Source organism: Gemmobacter sp. (assembly GCF_046292685.1).
GTDB lineage: Bacteria > Pseudomonadota > Alphaproteobacteria > Rhodobacterales > Rhodobacteraceae > Wagnerdoeblera.
The window spans coordinates 1-21,512 of the sequence record NZ_JBKBQM010000038.1 but is presented as its reverse complement, the minus strand read 5'-3'; the positions used below and the strand labels follow the sequence as shown (position 1 = coordinate 21,512).

Below are 21,512 nucleotides of genomic sequence, written 5' to 3'. Positions count from 1 at the left end.
GCGATGATCGTCACCACCACTCACAGCATCGAGGGGCGCCGGATCGTCGATTACCGCGGCATCGTGGTGGGCGAGGCGATTCTGGGCGCGAACATCGTGCGCGACCTGTTCGCCTCGGTAACGGACATCTTAGGCGGGCGCTCGGGCGCCTACGAGGAGGAGCTGGGCCGCGCCCGCGAAACCGCGCTGCGCGAAATGCAGGAACGCGCGGACAGGGTGGGCGCCGATGCGGTGGTGGGCGTGGACCTGGATTACGAGGTCGTGGGCAACATGCTGATGGTTTCGGCCAGCGGCACGGCGGTGTGCCTTGGCTGACGATACCGACGATGCCGCCCGGCCCGAATCGCCGGTGCTGACCTTGCCCGCGGCCGAAGCGGCGCTGGTGCAGGCGGAATACGCCCGTGCCGGCACGATCCTGGAATACGGGTCGGGCGGGTCCACGGTGCTGGCGGGCAGCATGGCCGGCAAGCGGGTGTTCAGCGTGGAATCCGATGCCGCCTGGGTGGCGAAGATGCAGGGCTGGTTCGCGGCCAATCCGCCGGCCTCGCCGGTGGTGCTGCACCATGCCGACATCGGCCCCACGGTGGCCTGGGGCCGCCCGGCGGACGAAACGCAGTTCCGCAAGTGGCCGGGCTACGCCAATTCGGTCTGGGACCGGCCCGATTTCGCCCACCCCGATGTGGTGCTGGTCGATGGCCGCTTTCGCGCGGCCTGTCTGATGACCGTGGCCTTGCGCATCCTGCGCCCCGTGACCGTGCTGTTCGACGATTACCTGCGCCGCAAGCCCTATCACGCGGTCGAAACCCTGGTTCGGCCCTCGGCAATGGCCGGACGCATGGCGCGGTTCGAGCTTGAGCCCATGACCCTGCCCGCCGACCGGCTGGGCTGGCTGGTCGGGCTGTTCCTGAAACCGCTGTGAAACGGGAGGCAGGCATGACCCTTGAACTGCCGCCGCGCCGGCGAAAAAACGTGCCGGTCCTGCCGCAAGGCGGCCACAGTCGCGCAGCATCCTGTTTACCAAGGCGGCAGACAGGAGACGCGGACCATGCGGGATCATCAGGCCATTTTCGCCGAACGGCTGGCGCGGATTGCGGCGCAGGCGGGCAATACCAACGGGGCGGTGCACATCGGGATGGATGGCGCAGTGCCGGCGGCGGTGGCAACCCAGTGGCGCCAGGGCATGGCGGGCCGGCTGGTGGCCGCGGCGGTCGACGGGCTTTCGCCCTGGTCGGTGCCGGCGGCGCTGTTTTCCGGGGCCGCGGCGATGCTGGTGGCGCATCTGGGGCGCAGCTGGTCCTTCGGGCTGGGGCAGGGCATGGCGGGCATCCTGTTCGACCTGAGCATCGCGCTGCTGGTCATCGTGCTGCTGCGCGGCGTGCTGCGGCTGCGTGGCTCGGGGGCGCTGGCGCTGCAACTGACCGGGGCGGCGATCGTGGCGGGCGGGCTGCACAATGCCGTGCACCAGTGGCCGCAGGTCTTTGCCGCCGTGTTTCCCCCGGCCTGGACCGAAACCGTGCTGACCGCCACGCAACCGATGACCGTTTCGCTGGGCGCCCTGGGCGTCTGAGCGCACGACCCGACATTCCACCCTTGCAGGGGCCCCGCCAGCCGGCGGGCGCCCCGTTTCGTCATTGCTGAAAGGACCGCCCGATGCTGGAAATCCGCAACCTGCACGTCAAACTGGAAAACGAGGACAAGCCGATCCTGAAAGGCGTGGATCTGACGATCGGCGCTGGCGAGGTGCATGCCATCATGGGCCCGAACGGCTCGGGCAAATCGACGCTGTCCTATGTGCTGTCGGGCCGCGACGGCTATGAGGTGACCGAAGGCAGCGCCAAGCTGGACGGCCAGGAACTGCTGGAGATGGAGCCCGAGGAACGCGCCGCGGCGGGGTTGTTCCTGGCGTTCCAGTATCCGGTGGAAATCCCCGGAGTCGGCAACATGACCTTCCTGCGCACCGCGGTGAACGCGCAGCGCAAGGCGCGCGGCGAGCCGGAACTGAGCGCGGGCGACTTCCTGAAGGTGGTGCGCGAAAAGGCGAAGGCGCTGAAGATCGACGCCGAAATGCTCAAGCGCCCGGTGAACGTCGGCTTTTCCGGCGGCGAAAAGAAGCGCAACGAGATTCTGCAGATGGCCATGCTGGAACCGCGCATGTGCATTCTGGACGAAACCGACAGCGGTCTTGATGTCGATGCGATGAAACTGGTGGCCGATGGCGTGAACGCCTTGCGCGATGCCGGGCGGTCGTTCCTGGTCATCACCCATTACCAGCGCCTGCTGGACCATATCCGCCCCGATGTGGTGCATATCATGGCCGGCGGGCGGATCATCCGCTCGGGCGGCCCCGAGCTGGCGCTTGAAGTCGAGCACAACGGCTATGCCGACCTGCTGGCGGAGGTGAAGTGATGGCGGCGCAGGCGAATGCTCTGGCCCAGGCCCGGGCCGAGGCACTGGCCAGCCGGCTGGCCGGCATTGCGCGGCCTGCGGGCAGCGGCTGGCTGGCGGCGGCACGGGCCGCGGCCTTCGACCGGCTGGCGGTCATGGGGCTGCCCACGAAGCGCGACGAATACTGGCGCTATACCGACCCGGCCAGCCTGAACCGGCCCGACGCGATTCCGGCGGCGCTGTTCGACAATACCGAAACGCTGCCGTTTTCCGGGATCGAGCGGATGCGGCTGGTGTTTGTCGATGGCGTGTTCGACCCGGCCCAGTCCGACGCACCCGCCCCGGCCGGGGTGGAGATCGGTCGCCTTGCCGATGCCGGGCACACCGACATCCACTGGGCGCGCGATCTGTTCGGCACGCTGGAGGCCCGCGGCCAGGCGCCCGTGGCGCGCCCCCATGCCGCGCTGAACACGGCGCTGGCGCCGGATGGCGTGCTGATCCGGGTGACGGGCAAGGCCGCGCGGCCGGTGTCGCTGGTCTATCTGCATTCCGATGTCGCGTCGGATGCGATGCTGCACCATGTGATCCGGCTGGAACCGGGCGCAGAGCTGACGCTGCTGGAAAACGGCCCGGCCGCGGCGCGGTTTTCCAAGGTGATGGAGGTGGACCTTGGCGCAGGCGCGCGGTTCCACCACATCCGCGCGCAAGGGCGCGATCATCAGCGCCGGGCGGTGACCCATACCTTTGCCCGGCTGGACGCGGGCGCGCAGTTCAAGTCCTTCACGCTGACGGCGAACGGCCGGCTGACCCGCAACGAGGCGGTGATCTGGCTGGACGGCGCCGGTGCCGTGGCGCATGTCGCGGGGGCTGCGGTGGGCGATGGCGATTATCACCATGACGACACCGTATTCGTCACCCATGCCGCGCCCGGTTGCGAAAGCCGCCAGGTGTTCAAGAAGGTGCTCAAGAACGGCGCGACCGGCGTGTTCCAGGGCAAGATCCTCGTGCAGCCGGCGGCGCAGAAGACCGACGGCTACCAGATCAGCCAGAGCCTGCTGCTGGACGAGGACAGCAATTTTCTGGTCAAGCCCGAGCTGGAAATCTATGCCGACGACGTGAAGTGCAGCCACGGCTCCACCTCGGGCGCGATGGACGAGACGGCGCTTTACTACCTGCGCTCGCGCGGGGTGCCGCGGGCCGAGGCCGAGGCGCTGCTGGTGCTGGCCTTTCTGGCCGAAGCCATCGCCGAGATCGAGGACGAGACCATCGCCGAGGAAATCCGCACCCGGCTGGAGGCCTGGCTGGCCCGGCACCGGCGGCGCTAGGTCGCGGGCGGCGCCCTTGCGGGGGCGCCGCACCGCCGCTATCTGACGACGGAAGGGAGACCGCATGTCGGTGACAAAAGGCATCGTCGCAAGCTGGCGGCGCCCGCGCGATGTGGTGCGCGGCGTGCTGGCGCGCGGGGAGACCGAGGCCTTCGCGTTTTCGCTGCTGGTGACGTTTCTGGTGCTGGCCTTCGTGGCGCAATGGCCGCAGGCCGCACGTCAGGCGCATCTGACCGAAACGCCCTTGCCGCCCTTGTTGCTGGGGCGGGCGCTGGCGCTGCTGGCAACCATTCCGCTGTGGTACGGGCTGGCGGCGCTGGGGCATGGTGTGGCGCGGGTCTTTGGCGGGCAGGGCACCTGGCGCGGTGCGCGGCTGGCGCTGTTCTGGGCGCTGGTGGCGGTATCGCCGCTGATGCTGCTGCACGGGTTGGTGCTGGGCATGGTGGGGGCCGGGGTGCAGGCAACCGCAATGGGTCTGGTGGTTGCCGCCGGGTTCCTGTTTCAGTGGATCAATGCGTTGATCGTGGCCGAAGGCCGCGGCCGCGCGGTGGAGTAGGCGAATGCAGCGAAGCGACTGGACGGCCCTTGTGCAGGAGGCGCTGCGCGACCCGCGCCGCAATGCCGCGCGGATTCTGGGCTGGGATCTGCCCGATGCCGCCGTATGGCAGGCGGTGGCGCTGGTATCGGTGCTGGCGGTGCTGGGCCTTTACGGCACGCTGCTGATCGGCGGCGGCGCTGCGAACGCCGGCTTTCCGTCGCCCTTTGCGATGGCCGGGTTGCAGGTCGTGGCGATGGTCCTGCTGGCCGGGTTGATGTCGGGCATCGGGCGGATGTTCGGCGGCACCGGCAGCTTCGGCGGCGCCTTGCGGGTGATGGTGTGGTTGCAGGCGCTGATGATCCTGCTGCAGGTCGTGCAGCTGCTCGCCTTGCTGATCCTGCCGCCGCTTGCCGGCCTGGTCAGCCTGGCCAGCCTGGTGGCGGTGGCCTGGGTCGCCAGCGGGCTTGTGGCCGGGCTGCACGGCTTCAAGTCGCAAGGCATGACCTTGCTGGGGCTGGTGGGCAGCCTGTTGGCAGTGGGGTTCGTGCTGTCGATCCTGCTGTTGCCTTTCGTGTCGCTTCCGCAATGATCGGGTTTGCCATGTACGATGTTCACGCCATCCGCCGCGACTTTCCGATCCTTGCGCGCGAGGTCAACGGCCGGCCGCTGGTCTACCTGGACAACGGCGCCAGCGCGCAAAAGCCCAAGGCGGTGATCGAGGCCGTGACGCAGGCTTATGCGCAGGAATATGCGAACGTCCACCGTGGCTTGCATTATCTTTCCAATCTTGCGACCGAGAAATACGAGGCCGTGCGCGGCATCGTGGCGCGGTTTCTGAACGCCCCCCACGAAGACGAGATCGTCTTTACCTCGGGCTCGACCGAGGGCATCAACCTCGTGTCCTACGGCTGGGCGGCGCCGCGGTTGCGGGCCGGCGACGAGATCGTGCTGAGCGTGATGGAGCATCACGCCAATATCGTGCCCTGGCACTTCCTGCGCGAACGGCAAGGCGTCGTGCTGAAATGGGTGGAATGCGACGCGAACGGCGACCTCGACCCCGGTGCGGTTCTGGCGGCCATCGGGCCGCGCACCCGTCTGGTGGCGATCACCCACATGTCGAACGTGCTGGGCACGGTGGTGGATGTTGCCGCGATCTGCGCCGGCGCCCGGGCGCGCGGCGTGCCGGTGCTGGTCGATGGCAGCCAGGCGGCAGTGCACATGCCGGTCGATCTGTCGGCGCTGGGGTGCGACTTTTACGCGATCACCGGGCACAAGCTCTATGGCCCATCCGGCTCGGGCGCGATCTGGATTTCGCGCGACCGGCAGGCCGAGATGCGCCCCTTCCTGGGCGGCGGCGACATGATCCGCGAGGTGACGCGCGACACCGTCAGCTACAACGACCCGCCGATGAAGTTCGAGGCCGGCACCCCCGGCATCGTGCAGCAGATCGGTTTCGGCGTCGCGCTGGAGTATCTGATGGGCCTGGGGATGGCCAATGTCGCGGCGCACGAACGCACCTTGCGCGATTATGCGCGCGACCGGCTGGCAGGGCTGAACTGGCTGTCGGTGCAAGGCAATTCGGAGACCAAGGGTGCGATCTTCAGCTTTACCCTGCAAGGGGCGGCGCACGCGCACGACATTTCCACCATCCTCGACAAGCGCGGCATCGCGGTGCGCGCCGGCACCCATTGCGCGATGCCGCTGATGGCGCATATGGGCGTGGGGGCGACCTGCCGCGCCTCTTTCGGGCTTTACAACACGCTCGACGAGGTGGATGCGCTGGTATCGGCGCTGGCGTTCTGCAACGATCTGTTCGGCTGATCGCCCTGCGGGGCTTTGCAGATTGCGATTGACGGATGGCTCGTTCAGGCAGATGCTGCGTCCGATTGCAGCAGGAGATTGACCCATGCCCGTTACGGTAGAGACTCCGCAATCCGTCGTGCATCCGCTCGCACTCGGGGGCAACCAGACCAACGCCAGGATCGTGACCCTTGCCGACGGCAGCTTTGTGGTTGCCTGGCAGAACAGCGGCATCCTGTCGGAAACCTTCCTGCAACGCTTCGCCGGCGATGGCACGGCGGTTGGCAGTGCGGTGAACCTTGGCCTGAACGGAACGTTGCGCGATGTGGTGCTGACCGAAGATGGCCGGCTGACCGTGGCGGTCACGTCCGGCGCGACGCTGAACCTGCGGGTGCTGAACGCGGCGACGCTGGCACCCGTGGCCTTCGGCGCCGTCAACTTTGCCGCCGATCTGACCGGCGCGCAACTGGTGGCGCAGACCAGCACGACCTTTGGCGTGGCCGTCACCCTGTCGGGATCCTCGCGGCTGTTCGGCACGATGGACACCACCACCGACATCCTGTCGCCCTTTGCGGCTGCCGGCACGGCAGCGACCGGCACGATCGAGGCAGTGGCGGGCGGTTCGGGAACCTCGGTCTTTTCGCTGGAAAACGGCGTCATCGCCTCCACCAACGGCAGCGCGCTGTCCACCGGCGGGCTGACCGCCCGCGATATCCTGCGCATCAGCGAGGGGTTCTATGTCGTGGCGTCGTCGGGCACCGGCGACAACAACATCCGGCTGACCGGCATGTTCGTCGAGGCCGGGTCGTCGCTGAACTCGGCCGGCACCTACAGCTTCGGGTCCACCGTCGTCGCGTCGCAGATTGCCGGCAATGCCGGCACGACCGGGGCCACCACCGGCGCGGCGGAACTGGTCGATCTGGGCAACGGGCGCATCCTGATCGTCTTTTCCTCGTTTGCCGGCACGGCGACCAGTTTTGCCGTCACCGCCCAGTCGGGGGTTTATGCGCAGGTCTTCAACATGCAGACCGGCTTGCGCGAAGGGCAGGCCACGCTGCTGCATACGCTGAACACCCTGACGGATGTGCAGGCCGTGCAGGCCCAGGGCTCGGTCATGGCCGATGGCCGGGTGGCCGTGGCACTGACGCGGCCGAACGGGCTGACGGGGCTGGACGTGTTCCGCACCATCCTCGACCCGCGCGACACCGGCGTCAAGGTTGCGGCCACGGCCGGGGCCGATCTGTTCGTCGGCAGCGCCTTTGACGATGTGTTCACCGGGGTCGGGGCGGGCGACAGCATCTTTGGCGGCGCCGGCAACGATACCGTCGTGCTGGCCGGCAGCACCGGGGTTTCCATCGACCTGGCGCAGCCCACCGCCTTCGGCACGCTGCCCTTCACCCTGGTCTCGATCGAGAACCTGACCACCGGTGGCGGCAACGATGTGCTGTTCGGAGACGCCAGCGCCAACGTCTTCAACGGCGGCGGCGGCACGGACATGCTGTCTGGCCGCGAGGGCGCCGACCGCCTGAACGGGGCGGCCGGCAACGATACGCTTCTGGGCGGGGCCGGCAACGATACGCTGGATGGCGGCGCCGACAACGACCTGCTGAACGGCGGCAGCGGGGCGGACCTGCTGATCGGCCAGGCCGGCAACGACACGCTGTCGGGCGGTGCCGACGCCGACACCTTGCAAGGCGGCGACGGCGACGACCTGCTGACCGGGGGCTTGGGCGACGACCTGATGTTCGGCGGCGCGGGCAACGATACGCTGAACGCAACCGGCGGGGCCGACAGCGTGTATGGCGGCGCCGGCAACGACCTGATCTTTCTGGATGAAAACAGCGGCGCCTTCGTCGATGGCGGAGGCGGCACCGATACCGTCAGCTACGCGCGGCTCGATACCACGTCGGTGGCCATCGGGCTTTACGTCGATCTTGCCGGGGTCACCGATCCGCTGGCCATCCAGCTGGGCTATCTGAACGAGGATGTCACCCTGACCGGGATCGAGAACATCCGCGGGTCGCGCGCCGCCGATTTCCTCGCCGGGAATGCCGGCGCCAACCTGCTGGCCGGCGGGGTCGGCGATGACGTTCTGATGGGGCGGGTCGGGGCGGATACGCTGGTGGGCGGCGAAGGCGCCGACCGATTCGTGTTCGAGAATGCCGATGGCGGCAACGACCGCATCCGCGATTTCACCGTGGGCACGGACCGCATTGTGTTGCTGCTCGACGGGTTCGGCGACATCGACGGGGGCAACATCGCGTCCAGGTTCGTTGCCAACGCCAACGCGACGCCGGCCGCCAACGGTTCCGCCCAGATCCTGTTCGACAATGCCGGTGGCGGGGCAGGGCGGCTGTTCTTCGACGCCGATGGCAACGGCGCGGGCGCCGCAGTGCTGTTCGCCACAATCGCCTTCAGCACCGCCGGCGGCCTTGCAAGCTTTGGCGCCGGAGATTTCGAGTTCCTGTAACCGCCGCACGGCCCCGGTTTTTCCCGCCGGGGCCATTGCAGCCCGCAGCGCCAGCGGCTATAGACCACCTGCGGGACCCGTAGCTCAGCTGGATAGAGTGCTGCCCTCCGAAGGCAGAGGTCACAGGTTCGAATCCTGTCGGGTCCGCCACTTGCCCCCATCCAGGCTTGCAAGGCTCGGCCATCGCGCCACGGCGGCGTGACGGTGCGCTGCAAGGCTTTGTCCTTTCTTCTCCGTTCAGATCCGGGGCTGTGTCCGCCTGACCGGCATGGCAGCGACGTTCGCGCGCGCCGGCACCGGGGGCAGCCTCGGCCTCGGTGCAGGCGTATGCGCAGCAACCAGCGGGTGCAAAGCGCAATGCCCCCCTTGCCGTCGCAAGGGGGGCACGCGCGTGTTGCCTTGTGCGGTCGCGGCTCAGCCGAAGAGGAAGTCGTCGACCGTCAGCGTCTCCGGGATGGAACCGGTGAACCGGGCGATGGCCACGCGTCCGCCGGTCAGGCCCACGGCGTCGAGATCCAGCGACAATGTGCGCGAGGCCAGATCCCAGTAAATCGCCTCGGTGGCCGAAGTGCCCGCCGATCCAAGGAAATCGATCAGGGCCGGGGTGAACATCAACATGTCCTGGCCCTGTTCGAAGCGCTGGATCACATCGACCCCCGTGCCGACATCGGCAAGGTCGAACAGGAACACGTCGGCGCCGCTGCCGCCGTTCAGCGTGTCGGCCCCGATGCCGCCGGCCAAAGTGTCGTTCCCGTTGCCGCCGCCCAGCCTGTCGGCCCCGGCGCCGCCGAACAGCGCATCGTCGCCCTCGCCACCGGTCAGGGTATCGGCCCCCAGATTGCCATAGAGCGTGTCGGCCCCCCAACCACCGTGAAGGCTGTCGTCGCCGGTGGCGCCCCGAAGGATGTCGTTGCCGCCCTCGCCCAACAGCGTGTCGTTGCCGGCATCGCCGAACAGGCGGTCGCTACCGTTGCCGCCCATCAGCTTGTCGTTGCCATCCCCGCCGCGCAGGGTATCGCGGCCGTTCAGGCCCGACAGCACGTCATCGCCGGCATCGCCGGACAGGCTGTCATTCCCATTGCCGCCATACAGGCTGTCGTTGCCGTCGCCGCCATGGAGCGTATCCTTACCGTCCATCCCCGACAGCAGGTCGTCGCCATCCAACCCGAAAAGGATGTCGTTGCCATCGTCGCCGGCCAGCATGTCGGCCCCTTCGGTTCCGGTCAGGGTCTGGTCGCCGAGCGCCGGTTGCAGCCGGATATCGGTCATCGCGATGGTCGTGCGCGGGCCGGAGCCGACTTGAAGGTTCAACCGGACCGTCACCTCCGACGCCTGATCGGTGACCGAGGTGGTAAAGGTCAGCGCCTCCATCGCCCTCTCCACAAGGTCCCGCGTCGCGTGCACGCCGAACGTGAACGACGCAGCGGTGATGCCCAGATAGGCGACCCCGACCTGCTCTCCCGAAATGGTGTTGACAATATAGAAATTGTCCGGCGCGAACCGGTCCAGCGTATAGCTGCCCGTCAGGCCGATCCCCACGTGGTCCGGTTTGGTGACGACGATTTCGCCACGGCCATAATCAAGTCCGGTGGGCAGCGTCACGGACCTGTCGATGAGCATCGGCGTCTCATCGATGGTCGTCGCGTCGAACTTCACCAGCCGGGTGAGGTCGGCAATCAGCGGGGTTGTGTCGAGGTTCACCTCGACAAAGCCGCGCAGGGCCGCCTGGCCGTTCTGCGTCACGGTGATCGCAAGTTCGCGGTTCCGCACCGTCGAGGTGGTGGAGAAGGTCAGCGCCTCGATCACGCCTTCGATCTGCTCCGCCGTCACCCCGACAAAGAAGTTGATGCGCAGCGGTGTGCCGCTCGTGCCGCCCGCGACAAAGCCCAGCAGCTCGCTGCCGCTTGCGCCCTGACGATACAGCAGCCCGCTGTCTTGCAGCACCAGCTGGCCCGGTGCCGGGGTGGAGACGGCCCGCAGGCCCAGAACGTCGCCCGCCACCTGGCCGGTGACGGTCACGGTCACAAGGCCCGCCCCCCCCAGATCGCCCGGCAGCGTCACGTCGCCGTCGAGCAGCGCCGGCCCGTCCAGCGCCATGACCGCGCTGCGCACCGTGACCTCGGACGAAAGCCCGTCGATCCCCGGCACCGCATCGGTTTTCTCGACCCGGACGGTATCCTGGTAGAACACGCCCTGCGGGTTCGACAGTTTGTAGGTGATCGAGGACTGCGTGCCGGCGGGGCCGCCCGCGCTCATCGTCACTGATTCGATCAGATGTTCCAGCATCGCGGCCGGCCAGGTGCTGTTCTGCCCCACCGTGATGCGGAAGCCGTAGCCTACCATGCTATTGGCAAACGGCAGGCCCTGATAGCTGCCCACCGCGATCGGCTGGTCGAATTCGTTGATGTAGAACAGCGTGATCGACTGGTCGGGCTGGGTCTGAAGCTCGAAATAGCGGTAGCCGATGGTATGCCGGCCGATCCCGGCCGTGTCGCCCATGTCGCCGTTCGCGGTCGTCACCTCGAGCGTCCAGCCGGTGTAGTCGCCGGGGGCCAGCGTGACCGAGGTATCGACGAAGGGCGCAAGCCGCGGATCGCTGCCGCCGGTGTTGAAGTGCACTTCCTTCAAGCCGTCGATGTCCTGCCCCGAGACGAGAACCTCGACGTTGGAGTTGAACCACTGCCGGTTCTGCGCGTTGTAGACCGCGATGCTGAGATAGCGGCTGTCGGTCGAGAAGCGGCCCACGCTTTCAAGCGTCAGGTTCTCGATGATCGTTTCCAGCACCCAGGACGGCGCATCGGCATTCAGGTTGACCACGGCCGCGGTCGAAACCAGATCGCCGGTCTGCGGGTCGTAGCCCGCCGATCCGGGGGTGAAGGTGCCGATGGTGACATCGCCCATGTACGAGGACAGGATCAGGTTGCCCGACCCGTCCACCCGCAGCGGCCCGGCCTCCGACAGGCCCACGTGGTCGCCCGCGGCGAGGTTCGTCACCTCGATCCGTGCGCCCGCCAGCGTCAGGCCGGCCGGAGTGTCCACGGTCACATCCGCGTCGATGATCTCAGGCCCGGTGCCCGCGCGCATGCGGTCGGGGCTGTTCAGGTCGCTCAGCATCGGTTGACCGTAGGTCAGTGTCGCCTCGCTTTGCGCCACGACACCCGAGGCGGTTTCGGCCGTGATGGTCAGGCTGCGGGTCGGGCCGACACCGGTGTAGGCACCCGCATAGGTCAGCCGCAGGTCGTTCAGGAAACTCTCTGCCAGGGTCGAGCTCGTCCCGCTTTCGAGGAAGGTGATCGTCATGTCGCCCGTGTCATGGTAGCCCGGCACGGTGATGGTGGCGAAGGGCATGCTGAACCAGGACACCTGGTAGGTGTTGCCCTGAGTGTCCGGGTTTTGAATGCTGAACATGCTGCCCTGCGCCAGCGAAGGGATATCGACCTTGCCGATGATCCCGTTGATGGTGATCTTGCCGCCGCCGTAGGAGAACGAAGGCAGATCGCTGAGCGTGAAAAGCGCGCCCGACGGGTTTGCGGTGTCGATCCAGACCGCATCGGCGATGCCGCCGATCTCGGGCACCAGCGACACGGCGATGTTCCGGGCAAACAGCGGGTCGCCGCCTTCGGCCAAGCTCAGCGCCAGCGACAACGTGCGGCTGCCTTCCTCGGCGACGGTCGAGAACTGGAGGTTCTCGATCACCGTCTCGATGGTTTCGGCGTTGACCGCCGAGGTGAAGCGCAGCTGGAACGGTGCGTTCTGCGCGCCGTTGTCATAACCGAAACCCAGGGTGCCGATCGGGTCGCCATCCATGAACACGGCGTAGAACCCTTCGGGCAAGCTGGGGTCCATGGTGATGGCAAACGGGCTACCTGCATCCTGCAACCGCAGGCCAACGGTATCTCCCTGCACCAGACCGCCCACCGACAGGACGACATCCGAAAGCGAGCCGCCATCACCCAGGCTCACGCTGACATCGCTGTCCAGCAGCTTGGCGCCGTTATCGAAGCTTGCCGTATTGAAGACGACTTGCGCGGAAAGGCCGGTCAAGGACGCCCCCGCCGAAAAGGTGGACAGGAGACTGTCGGTTGCAAGCGACGGGTTCACAGACATGGGGTATCCTTGGGTTCGAACAGAAAACAACAGGCATCGTCCGCGCAGCTACGTGCCCGGCTGCGCGAGGTTTCAGGGGCGGATGAGCTTTTTTTTGGAGGGGGGCGGCAGGCGCCGGTTCTACCCGAACGCGGCGCCGGCGCCCGCGCCGGAGTCCGGCGGCCGGGGATGCAAGGACGGCAAACAGGTCAACTCGTTACGGCACATGAGGGGGCATCCCGGCTTGGGGCGTCGTCGTTGGTGGCGTCGCCCGCAAGACCGGACGCGCCATTGGCAAGGTGAGCGCCGAAACCGGCGACCACGGTTGGAGCAAGGTTCAAGGGGCGAAGTCGCCGGCGTGTCGCCGTGGCCTTTCGTTCCCCCGGCCCTCTGGCCGTCGCATCGGCATCGCATGCCGGCCCAATCCGGTCAATAAATTCCGATTTTGGGTTATACTTTTAACTATCTGAAATCGCTATATTATTGTCGGCGTCATCAACTTTGGTGCGGCCGTCATCGCCGATTGGCTGCCTTGGGCCTGCGCCTTGCGGGCGAACCGGGGCCCTTTCGCAGCCTCGCAGCCCTCGGCAGGGCACGCCGCAACCCGGCACCCGTGCGTTGCACCAGACCGCAAGGTCCGGTGCAGGATTCGATGATTGTCGAAAAAGAGCCGGCGCAGGCCCGGCCGTCAGGCGCGCAGCGCTGCCCGGCCGGCCAGGCTGGTCATCGCCGCCTGCAATTCGTGCACCGCCGTCCGCGCCATCGAGCGGAAGACCAGCAGCTGCCAGGTCTGCGGCTCGGGCCGCATCAGCACCACCGACATGTGCCCCAGCAGGCTGCGCGCCGCCGTGCCGGGCGGAAACGCGGGTGCCGACAGGTCCAGCGGCACCAGACGGGCCAGAACATCCGCCGCCGCCGGCCCGGCGAGCCGCAAGGCGGCCCAGCCGTCGGACTGGTCGGTCAAGGCTGCGGCCTCTGCCAACCCGGCCGGCGGCGCGGCGCCGATCAGAAAGGCCTGTCCGCGCCCGGTCCAGACGATGCAGGCATCACCGGCCGTCGCCATCGCATTCGGCGCCGGAAAGACCAGGTCCAGCGCCGCCAGCGCGCGGTTTGCTGCCAGTTCCTGCCCGGCAAAGGGCGCGACCGAGGTCATGCGCCCCGGCAGCCATTCCGCCAGTTCCGCCCCGCCTTGCGCCACCGGCAGGCCCTGCCCCGCACAGGGGGTCTTTGCGATCAGTTCAGCCACGCAGCTTCTCCCCTGCCGGATCCAGGAACACCGGGTCGCACACCTCGCACAACTGGTCGAGCCCGCGCAGATGATCCACCATCCGCACCATCTCGCCCACCCGGGCACGCCCGTTCTTGAGGAAGCCGAGCCCGATCCAGCCCAGCGTGGGCGACGGCCCGACCGAGGTGACATAGCCCTGGTCGTTCTCGCGCTTCACATCCTCGCCGGGGGTGAACAGATGCGCCCCCGATGTCAGCCGCTGGCCGGGCTGCACCGGCCGCAGGCCGATCAGCTGTTCGCGCGCAGGCCCTGCCATGCCGGGGCGGGCCGCAGCGGCCTTGCCGATGCAATCCTTTTTCGGGCTGACCATCCGTTCCATCCCGATGTCGAAGGCGGTGGTGCGGCCGTGGATTTCGGCGTGGGTTATCAGACCCTTTTCGATGCGCAGCACGTTCAGCGCTTCCATGCCGTAGGGGCCGCCGCCCAGCACCTCGGCCCGGGCCACCAGGTCGCGGAACAGCGATTCCCCGAACCGCGCCGGCACCGCCAGTTCGAACCCGAGTTCGCCCGAAAACGAAATTCGGAACAGCCGGCCGTCGATGCCGTAAAGCCGCACCGGCGCGCAGCCCATGAAGGGCAGGTCGGGCAAATCGTCCAGCACTGCGCGCAGCAGGTCGCGCGCCCGGGGGCCGGCGACGGCGAATTGCGCCCATTGTTCGGTGACCGAGACCATGCGCACGTCCCGGTCCGGGCAATGCGCCTGGGCCACGAACTCCAGGTGCCGCATCACCAGGCCGGCAGCGGCGGTGGTGGTGGTCATCACATAATGCCGCTCGCCCAGCCGTGCGGTGGTGCCGTCGTCCATCACGTGGCCGTCTTCGCGCAGCATCAGGCCATAGCGCACGCGGCCCACCGGCAGGGTCGAGAAGGTGTTGGTATAGACCAGGTCCAGGAACCGCCCGGCATCGGCGCCCTGAATGTCGATCTTGCCCAGGGTAGAGACGTCGCACACCCCGACTGTGCTGCGCACCATCCGCACCTCGCGGTCGCAAGCCGCTTCCCACCCGGTTTCGCCCGGGCGCGGAAAGTAGCTGGGCCGATACCACAGCCCCGCCTCGATCATCGGGGCGCCGCGTTCGCGGCTGGGCCCGTCCGAGGTGAGAAAGCGTTGCGGGGCAAAGCCTTCGGCCCGGCCGCCCGCGCCCATCGCGGCGATGGACACCGGGGTATAGGGTGGGCGGAAGGTGGTGGTGCCGGTGCCCGGAATGGTCTGGCCCGTTGCCTCGGCCAGCACGGCCAGGGCGGCGACGTTGGAGTTCTTGCCCTGGTCGGGGGCCATGCCTTGCGTCGTGTAGCGTTTCATGTGCTCGACGCTGCGGAAGCCTTCCTGCGCGGCCAGGGCCACATCCTTGACCGTGACGTCGTTGGCAAAGTCCAGCCAGGCGCGGCCCTTGCCCGGAACGTGCCAGATCGGGGCCAGGGCATAATCGCCATCCTCGGCCTTGGGCGCGGCAAGGGCCGGGGTCTTCAGCCCCAGTTCGGACAGCGCGGTCTGCGCCGCCCGCAAGCCGTGTTCCAGGCAGGCGGCGGTGCTGAACCGGCCGGCGGCGGCGCCGGCGGCCTCCAGCCCCGGCACGGCGCCGGGTCTGGGCACGAAGGCGGCGATGGTGTCATCCCACACCGGGCGGCCGTTCATGTGGCAGGTCAGGTGCAAGGTGGGGTTCCAGCCGCCCGACATCAGCAGGCAATCGGCCTCGAGCGCGAAGTCGGTGCTGCCTTGCCGCACGTTCATCGACTTGAGGCCCATCCGGCCCTTCGCATCCGTCACCACCCCGCCGCGGATCACGCGGAAGGGCTCGTCGGTGGCGGCATCCTCGCGCGGGTCGATCAGCGCAGCGATGTCGGCTCCGGCCGCGTGCAAGGCGCGGGCGGTGCGGCGGGCGCTGTCGTTGTTGGCAAAGACCGCGATCCGCTGCCCGGGCACCACGCCGTAAATGTTGAGATAGCTGGCCGCCGCCGAGGCGAGCATGATGCCCGGCCGGTCGTTATTGCAAAATGCAATCGGCCGCTCCAGCGCCCCGCTGGCAAGGACTGTGCGTTTTGCAACGATGCGCCAGAAGGCTTCGCGCGGGGCCTCGCCGGGATTTGCAACATGCAACGAAACCCGCTCCAACGCGGCATAGGTGCCGTGGTCATAGGCGCCCACGACCGTTGTGCGCGGCATCAGCCGCACATTTGGCATCGCGGCCAACCGCGCCAGAACCCCCGCCGCCCAGGCATCCCCGGGCGCGCCGTCGATTTCGGGCCGGTCGGCCAGCAGCCGCCCGCCCATCCGCGCGCCCTCATCGGCCAGGATCACATCCGCGCCCGCCTCGGCCGCCGTCAGCGCCGCCATCAGCCCGGCAGGCCCCGCCCCGATCACCAGCACGTCGCAAAAGGCAAAGACCTTTTCATAACGCGCCTCGTCCGCCTTGCCCGACAAGGCCCCAAGGCCGGCGGCCCGGCGGATCAGCGGCTCGTACAGCCGTTCCCAGAAGGCCCGCGGCCACATGAAGGTCTTGTAATAGAACCCCGCAGAAAGGAAGGGCGCCATCAGGTCGTTCACCGCCAGAAGGTCGAGATTGCGCGAGGGCCAGGCGTTCTGCGCCTGCGCGGCCAGGCCGGGGAAGATCTCCTGCATCGTGGCGCGCACGTTCGGGGTTTTCTGCGCGCCTTCCAGCACTTCGACCAGGCCGTTGGGCTCCTCCGATCCGGCGGTCAGCACCCCGCGCGGGCGGTGATACTTGAAGCTGCGCCCGACGATGCGCACCCCGTTCGCCAGCAGGGCCGAGGCCAGCGTGTCGCCGGCAAAGCCGGTGAAGGGCAGCCCGTCGAAGGTGAACCGCACCGAGGTGCCACGGTCCACCAGACCGCCCGAGGCCAGACGATACCCGCTCATGCCCGCCCCCGCTCTGCCACCAGATCGGCCCCATGCACCGCATGGGTCGCGGTATTGCGGTGCACCCGTACCCAGGCACCGCAGGGGTCGTGATACCACAGGTCGCGCGTGTCGCCGCAAGGGTTGTCGCGGTTGTGCAGGTGGTCGTCCCAGGCCTCGGGCGGGGCATCGGGTGCGGGGCGGTTGGCGTAATCCTCGGACCCGAAATAGGTGAATTCGCGCCGGTCGCGGGTGCCGCACAGGGGGCAGGGGATGCGCATGGCGGGGCCTTTCAGTGCAGGTTGTGCTGGCTGCCGGTGCCTTCCTCGTCGATCACATGCCCGGTGGCAAAGCGATCGAGCCGGAAGCGGCGGGCAACGGGGTGAGGCTGGTCGGTGGCCATCAGATGCGCCATGCACCAACCCGAGGCGGGCACGGCCTTGAAGCCGCCGTAGTTCCAGCCGCAGTCGAGATAGAGCCCCTCGACCGGGGTCTTGTCGATGATGGGGCTGCCGTCGGGCGACATGTCCATGATGCCGCCCCAGCTGCGCAGCACCTTGGCGCGCCCGATCATCGGCATCAGGGTCATGCCGGCCTCCATCACATGTTCGACGATGGGCAGGTTGCCGCGCGCGGCATAAGATGCGTAGAAATCGAGGTCGCCCCCGAACACGAGGCCCCCCTTGTCGGACTGGCTGATGTAGAAATGCCCCATGCCGAAGCTGATGACATGGTCGATCACCGGCTTCAGCCCTTCGGTGACGAAGGCTTGCAGGATGTGGCTTTCGATGGGCAGCCGGAGGCCCGCCATCGCCGCCACCTGCGACGAACGGCCCGCCACGACCATGCCCACCTTTTTCGCCCGGATCGCGCCGCGCGTGGTCTGCACCCCGGTCACGCGGCCGTTGCTGATGTCGATACCCGTGACCTCGCAGTTCTGGATCAGGTCCACCCCGCGCTTGTCGGCGCCGCGGGCATAGCCCCAGGCCACCGCGTCGTGCCGCGCGGTGCCGCCGCGCGGGTGCAGAAGCCCGCCGTAGATCGGAAAGCGGATGTTGTCGAAATCCAGATAGGGCAGCAGCTTGCGCACGCCTTCGCGGTCCAGCAGCACCGCGTCGTCGCCCTGGTTTATCATGGCGTTGCCGCGGCGGACAAAGGCATCGCGCTGCCCGTCGGAATGGAACAGGTTGATGAGGCCGCGCTGGCTGTGCATCACGTTGTAGTTCAGTTCGGCCTCGAGCCCTTCCCAGAGCTTGAGCGAGTGCGAATAGAACTCCGAGTTGCCGGGCAGGAAATAGTTGGCGCGCACGATGGTGGTGTTGCGCCCGATGTTGCCGCTGCCCAGCCAGCCCTTTTCCAGCACGGCGATGTTGGTCATGCCGTGGTTCCTGGCCAGGTAATAGGCGGTGGAAAGGCCGTGCCCGCCGCCCCCGATGATGATGGCATCGTATTCGGCCTTGGGCGCGGGGTCGCGCCAGGCGGGCTTCCAGCCCCTGTTGCCGAACAGACCTTCGGTGATGACCCGCAACCCGGAATAACGCATCCGCCGCCCTTTCGTCTGACCCGCCTGGCCTAGCGGGACGGTTGCCGATTTTCAACCAGTGGCGCAGGATTCCTGCGCCAAACGCGACATCACGAAGTCGCAAGCAGATGCGTGTTGCAAGCGGCGGCCCGATGGGCTAGGCGCTGGCGCCTTTTTCAGCCGCGGGATGCCTTGCCATGACCGACCCTGTGCTTGCCATCGACTTCGGCACCTCCAACACCGCGGTGGCAGTGCTGGAAGGCGGCAGGCCGCGGCTTCTGCCGATCGAGGGCGGGGCCGCCACGCTGCCGACGGCGGTTTTCCTGCCGGCCGGCGGGGGGGCGATGCGGATCGGGGCGGCGGCGGCCGAGGCGCTGATCGCGGGCGAGGACGGGCGCTACATGCGGGCGCTGAAAAGCGTGCTGGGCACGGCGTTGTTTCACGAACCGCGCCTGATCGGCCGGCAACGGCGCACGCTGGCCGACATCGTCACCGCCTTTCTGGCCGGGCTCAAGTCCCGGGCCGAGGCGGCGGCCGGGCGGCGGTTCGACCGCGTGTTGTCGGGGCGGCCGGTGCATTTTCACACCGCCGCTCCCGACCGCGACGCGGCCGCCGAAGCCGACCTGCGCGCCTGCTATCTTGCCGCCGGGTTTGCGCAGGTGGAATTCGCGCTGGAACCCGAGGCCGCGGCGCTGGCCAGCCCTGCGCCGCGGCGGCCGGGCGGGCTGGGGCTGATCGTGGATATCGGCGGGGGCACTTCGGATTTCTCGGTGTTCCGCACGGGGGGCGACGGGGTGCGGATCCTCGGCAGCCACGGCATCCGGCTGGGGGGCACGGATTTCGACCATGCGGTGTCGATGGCCCATGCCATGCCGCTGCTGGGGCTGGGCGGGCAGTTGCGCCGCAGCCTTGGCGACGGGTTGCTGCCGGTGCCGCAGGCGATCTATGTCGATCTCTCGACCTGGGCGATGATCCCGTTCCTTTACACCGCCGAGACGCAGCGCGCGGTTGCCGACCTGCAGCGGCACGCGCTGGACCCGGTGCCGATGCGGCGGCTGGCGCGGGTGATCGGCGACCATCTGGGCCATGACCTGGCCTTTGCCGTCGAACGCGGCAAGATCGCGGCCAACAGCGGCCTGCGGGGGGCGGGCATCGACATGGGCATGGTCGAGCCGGGCCTGTCGGTGCCGGTCACGCCGGGCAGCCTGAACGCGGCGTTGCAGCCGCAGCGCGCCCCGCTGGAAGGCGCCTTGCGCGAAACGCTGTTCCGTGCCGCCGTGGCGCCGGCCGAGATCGACACCGTGGTGCTGGTCGGCGGATCGAGCCTGATGGCGCTGGTGGAATCCGAGGCCCGCGCCGTCTGCCCGCAGGCGCGGATCGAACGGTCCGAGGTCTTTACCGCCGTGGCCGACGGGCTGGCCCTGGCCACGGCGCCCGGCGCTGGACTTGGTGCCGGTTTGCGCTAGGCTCTTGTGGTGCGCAACCCTCGGAGTCCGCCATGACCGATACCCCCCGCATCGCCCAGGCCGCCCCCTATGCCGTCGAGGTGACGGCCGGCAAATCCTATTTCTGGTGCGCCTGCGGCCAGTCCGCAAACCAGCCGTTCTGCGACGGCTCGCACAAGGGCAGCAGCTTTGTGCCGGTGAAGTTCACCGCCGAAAAGGATGGCAAGGCGTTCTTCTGCGGTTGCAAGCAGTCGTCCAGGGCACCGATGTGCGACGGCACCCACAAGGGGCTGGGGGCGTGAAGGAAGCTTCGATCAACGTGCTGGGCGGAGTGCTGGAGCCCTGTTCGCTGGCGCCGGTGACCGGGTTCTATCGCAACGGCTGTTGCGATACCGGCCCGGAGGATCGCGGCCGGCACACCGTTTGCGCGGTGATGACGGCCGAGTTCCTGGCGCTGTCGAAATACCTCGGCAACGACCTGTCCACCCCGCGGCCCGAATGGGGCTTTGCCGGGCTGAAGCCGGGCGACCGCTGGTGCCTCTGTGCGGGTCGTTTCCTGCAGGCGCACGACGAAGGCGCCGCGCCGCAGGTGCGCCTTGCGGCGACGCATCTGCGCACGCTGGATGTGGTGCCGCTGGATGTGCTGCGGCTTTACGCGCTGGATGCCTGATCGGGGGCGACGGGTGCGGGGGGCAGGTCGATCAGGTCTTCGATGAACAGCGCCACCAGTTGCGCCCGCCCGTTCACGCCGGCCTTGCGATAGATCGCCGCCGTCTGCGCCTTGACCGTGCCTTCGGAGGTGTTGCGCAGCCGGGCGATGTCGGCGGTGGACAGGCCCTTGACCGCAAACAGCGCCACATCGCGTTCGGCCGGGGTCAGGCCCCATGCGGTGAAACGCTCGTCGATCAGGTCGCGGAAGGCGCCTTGCGCGCGGCGCAGGCTTTCGCGCGCGGCTTGCGCCTCGCCTCGGGCCCGCAGCAGCAGCACTGCGCCAAGACCAAGCCCCAGCACCAGCCCCAGCGCCGCGCCGATTTCCAGCAGCTCGCGCGTCTGCCAGCTGAGCGGTGCCGATTGCAGCCCCAGCACCGAGGCCACGATGTCGGACACGAAGAACACCGCGCAGGCCGCCTGAACCGCAAGGAGCGCCGCAATCAGCCAGCGCCCGGTCACGCGATGCCCTCGGGGTCAGGGTAACGTGCCAGCCTCAATCGTCGTCTCCGCCTTTGTCGTCGCCGCCCGAGCTGTCGCCATCGTCGCCATCGTCGCCGCTGCCCGAACCGCCATCGTCGTCGCCGCCGCGCCCGCGGCCGCGCCCGCGGCCCTCTCCGCCGTGGTCGTCGTCACGGGTCGAAAGCAACCCGCCGCCGCTGCCGGTGCCCGAGGGTTGCCACAGGTCGCGCAGGATTTCGCCAGTGCGCGGGTTCAGGATCACCTCGCGCCGTCCTTCGGGGCCGGTGCCGACGATGCGGGTCCGGCCCAGCAGGGTGCGTGAGGTTTCGATGCTGGTCAGGCCCTGCCGCTGCAGGTCGCGGGTCACGCGGTCGGCAAGGCTCTGGGCGGAAAGCGGCCCGGCGGCCAGAACGGCAACCAGGCCCAGGATCAGGCGGCGGCGGTGCATCACGGTTCTCCTGCCAGTGCCGTAGGCGATTATTGGCCGGGGCGGCGCCGCGTGCAAGCGCCGCCCTCGGCCCGGTCGGTTTCAGTCGTCCGCGCCGTGATCGTCGCCGGCGTCGTGCCCGGGGCCGTCGTCGTTGCCGCCGTCGTCATGACCGCTGCCGTGATCGTCGCCGGCGTCG

19 protein-coding genes and 1 tRNA gene are annotated in these 21,512 nt (G+C 68.3%); 13 read left to right on the top strand and 7 right to left on the bottom strand.

The genetic code is table 11. The annotated features are described in order from the left end of the window. The first annotated feature begins 3 nt into the window (after window positions 1–3). The 10 genes from ACK4S2_RS11295 to ACK4S2_RS11250 all read left to right on the top strand — a co-directional run bounded on the left by ACK4S2_RS11295 (window position 4) and on the right by ACK4S2_RS11250 (window position 8,668). Window positions 4–315 carry a heavy metal-binding domain-containing protein gene (locus ACK4S2_RS11295; protein ID WP_409624107.1) on the top strand — a complete coding sequence of 104 codons (312 nt, stop codon included), beginning with the start codon at window positions 4–6 and terminating at the stop codon, window positions 313–315. Next, on the top strand, window positions 308–919 hold the full coding sequence (locus tag ACK4S2_RS11290; RefSeq protein ID WP_409624105.1) for a hypothetical protein: 612 nt from the start codon (window positions 308–310) through the stop codon (window positions 917–919). Before ACK4S2_RS11295 ends, ACK4S2_RS11290 begins: the two co-directional genes overlap by 8 nt. Before the next feature lie 126 nt (window positions 920–1,045). Beyond that, a complete protein-coding gene (locus tag ACK4S2_RS11285; protein WP_409624104.1) occupies window positions 1,046–1,567 on the top strand; it encodes a hypothetical protein in 522 nt (173 codons plus the stop codon). Between the two features lie 83 nt (window positions 1,568–1,650). Further along, window positions 1,651–2,406: a Fe-S cluster assembly ATPase SufC gene (gene sufC, locus ACK4S2_RS11280; protein WP_409624102.1), complete on the top strand. Its 756-nt coding sequence runs from the start codon at window positions 1,651–1,653 to the stop codon at window positions 2,404–2,406. Then, window positions 2,406–3,710: a Fe-S cluster assembly protein SufD gene (sufD, locus tag ACK4S2_RS11275; protein WP_409624100.1), complete on the top strand. Its 1,305-nt coding sequence runs from the start codon at window positions 2,406–2,408 to the stop codon at window positions 3,708–3,710. The genes sufC and sufD overlap by 1 nt, the downstream gene beginning before the upstream one ends. 64 nt (window positions 3,711–3,774) lie before the next feature. Further along, a complete protein-coding gene (locus ACK4S2_RS11270) occupies window positions 3,775–4,266 on the top strand; it encodes a YIP1 family protein (RefSeq protein WP_409624098.1) in 492 nt (163 codons plus the stop codon). Window positions 4,267–4,270: 4 nt separating this feature from the next. Continuing rightward, window positions 4,271–4,837 (top strand): YIP1 family protein, encoded by a 567-nt coding sequence (locus ACK4S2_RS11265; protein ID WP_409624096.1) that lies wholly within the window; start codon window positions 4,271–4,273, stop codon window positions 4,835–4,837. 11 nt (window positions 4,838–4,848) lie between these two features. Next, on the top strand, window positions 4,849–6,069 hold the full coding sequence (locus tag ACK4S2_RS11260) for a cysteine desulfurase (RefSeq protein ID WP_409624094.1): 1,221 nt from the start codon (window positions 4,849–4,851) through the stop codon (window positions 6,067–6,069). Between the two features lie 85 nt (window positions 6,070–6,154). Then, on the top strand, window positions 6,155–8,518 hold the full coding sequence (locus ACK4S2_RS11255) for a calcium-binding protein (RefSeq protein ID WP_409624092.1): 2,364 nt from the start codon (window positions 6,155–6,157) through the stop codon (window positions 8,516–8,518). 73 nt (window positions 8,519–8,591) lie between these two features. After that, window positions 8,592–8,668, top strand: a tRNA-Arg gene (locus ACK4S2_RS11250). 264 nt (window positions 8,669–8,932) lie between these two features. Here the strand turns inward: ACK4S2_RS11250 and ACK4S2_RS11245 are convergent. The 5 genes from ACK4S2_RS11245 to ACK4S2_RS11225 form a co-directional block, all read right to left on the bottom strand. Then, a complete protein-coding gene (locus ACK4S2_RS11245; protein WP_409624090.1) occupies window positions 8,933–12,625 on the bottom strand; it encodes a calcium-binding protein in 3,693 nt (1,230 codons plus the stop codon). Between the two features lie 667 nt (window positions 12,626–13,292). Further along, window positions 13,293–13,850 (bottom strand): sarcosine oxidase subunit gamma, encoded by a 558-nt coding sequence (locus ACK4S2_RS11240; RefSeq protein WP_409624088.1) that lies wholly within the window; start codon window positions 13,848–13,850, stop codon window positions 13,293–13,295. Continuing rightward, complete coding sequence (locus ACK4S2_RS11235) at window positions 13,843–16,770, bottom strand: sarcosine oxidase subunit alpha family protein (RefSeq protein ID WP_409624086.1); 2,928 nt, start codon at window positions 16,768–16,770, stop codon at window positions 13,843–13,845. Before ACK4S2_RS11235 ends, ACK4S2_RS11240 begins: the two co-directional genes overlap by 8 nt. Continuing rightward, a complete protein-coding gene (locus tag ACK4S2_RS11230) occupies window positions 16,767–17,030 on the bottom strand; it encodes a sarcosine oxidase subunit delta (RefSeq protein ID WP_409624084.1) in 264 nt (87 codons plus the stop codon). Before ACK4S2_RS11230 ends, ACK4S2_RS11235 begins: the two co-directional genes overlap by 4 nt. Before the next feature lie 11 nt (window positions 17,031–17,041). Further along, a complete protein-coding gene (locus tag ACK4S2_RS11225; protein ID WP_409624082.1) occupies window positions 17,042–18,292 on the bottom strand; it encodes a sarcosine oxidase subunit beta family protein in 1,251 nt (416 codons plus the stop codon). 176 nt (window positions 18,293–18,468) lie between these two features. Here ACK4S2_RS11225 and ACK4S2_RS11220 point away from each other — a divergent pair, with 176 nt between their 5' ends. From ACK4S2_RS11220 to ACK4S2_RS11210, 3 genes are read left to right on the top strand one after another with little or no spacing between them, the layout of a single operon-like run. Next, window positions 18,469–19,737 carry an Hsp70 family protein gene (locus tag ACK4S2_RS11220; protein WP_409624080.1) on the top strand — a complete coding sequence of 423 codons (1,269 nt, stop codon included), beginning with the start codon at window positions 18,469–18,471 and terminating at the stop codon, window positions 19,735–19,737. A gap of 32 nt (window positions 19,738–19,769) precedes the next feature. Beyond that, the gene (locus tag ACK4S2_RS11215) at window positions 19,770–20,018 is read left to right on the top strand and encodes a CDGSH iron-sulfur domain-containing protein (RefSeq protein ID WP_409624078.1); all 249 of its coding nucleotides are present in this window, start codon (window positions 19,770–19,772) and stop codon (window positions 20,016–20,018) included. Beyond that, on the top strand, window positions 20,015–20,386 hold the full coding sequence (locus ACK4S2_RS11210) for a DUF2237 family protein (RefSeq protein ID WP_409624076.1): 372 nt from the start codon (window positions 20,015–20,017) through the stop codon (window positions 20,384–20,386). Before ACK4S2_RS11215 ends, ACK4S2_RS11210 begins: the two co-directional genes overlap by 4 nt. Here ACK4S2_RS11210 and ACK4S2_RS11205 read toward each other — a convergent pair. Further along, window positions 20,368–20,886: a response regulator transcription factor gene (locus ACK4S2_RS11205; RefSeq protein WP_409624074.1), complete on the bottom strand. Its 519-nt coding sequence runs from the start codon at window positions 20,884–20,886 to the stop codon at window positions 20,368–20,370. The genes ACK4S2_RS11210 and ACK4S2_RS11205 overlap by 19 nt on opposite strands. Window positions 20,887–20,920: 34 nt before the next feature. Continuing rightward, window positions 20,921–21,334: a hypothetical protein gene (locus ACK4S2_RS11200; protein ID WP_409624073.1), complete on the bottom strand. Its 414-nt coding sequence runs from the start codon at window positions 21,332–21,334 to the stop codon at window positions 20,921–20,923. Between the last annotated feature and the right edge of the window lie 178 nt (window positions 21,335–21,512).

Coding starts and splice junctions, on each gene's coding strand:
- ACK4S2_RS11230 (WP_409624084.1), bottom strand. CDS start 17,030: ATGCGCATCCCCTGCCCCCTGTGCGGCACCCGCGACCGGCGCGAATTC.
- sufC (WP_409624102.1), top strand. CDS start 1,651: ATGCTGGAAATCCGCAACCTGCACGTCAAACTGGAAAACGAGGACAAG.
- ACK4S2_RS11245 (WP_409624090.1), bottom strand. CDS start 12,625: ATGTCTGTGAACCCGTCGCTTGCAACCGACAGTCTCCTGTCCACCTTT.
- ACK4S2_RS11255 (WP_409624092.1), top strand. CDS start 6,155: ATGCCCGTTACGGTAGAGACTCCGCAATCCGTCGTGCATCCGCTCGCA.
- ACK4S2_RS11200 (WP_409624073.1), bottom strand. CDS start 21,334: ATGCACCGCCGCCGCCTGATCCTGGGCCTGGTTGCCGTTCTGGCCGCC.
- ACK4S2_RS11220 (WP_409624080.1), top strand. CDS start 18,469: ATGACCGACCCTGTGCTTGCCATCGACTTCGGCACCTCCAACACCGCG.
- ACK4S2_RS11260 (WP_409624094.1), top strand. CDS start 4,849: ATGTACGATGTTCACGCCATCCGCCGCGACTTTCCGATCCTTGCGCGC.
- ACK4S2_RS11270 (WP_409624098.1), top strand. CDS start 3,775: ATGTCGGTGACAAAAGGCATCGTCGCAAGCTGGCGGCGCCCGCGCGAT.
- ACK4S2_RS11285 (WP_409624104.1), top strand. CDS start 1,046: ATGCGGGATCATCAGGCCATTTTCGCCGAACGGCTGGCGCGGATTGCG.
- sufD (WP_409624100.1), top strand. CDS start 2,406: ATGGCGGCGCAGGCGAATGCTCTGGCCCAGGCCCGGGCCGAGGCACTG.
- ACK4S2_RS11235 (WP_409624086.1), bottom strand. CDS start 16,770: ATGAGCGGGTATCGTCTGGCCTCGGGCGGTCTGGTGGACCGTGGCACC.
- ACK4S2_RS11225 (WP_409624082.1), bottom strand. CDS start 18,292: ATGCGTTATTCCGGGTTGCGGGTCATCACCGAAGGTCTGTTCGGCAAC.
- ACK4S2_RS11265 (WP_409624096.1), top strand. CDS start 4,271: ATGCAGCGAAGCGACTGGACGGCCCTTGTGCAGGAGGCGCTGCGCGAC.
- ACK4S2_RS11295 (WP_409624107.1), top strand. CDS start 4: ATGATCGTCACCACCACTCACAGCATCGAGGGGCGCCGGATCGTCGAT.
- ACK4S2_RS11215 (WP_409624078.1), top strand. CDS start 19,770: ATGACCGATACCCCCCGCATCGCCCAGGCCGCCCCCTATGCCGTCGAG.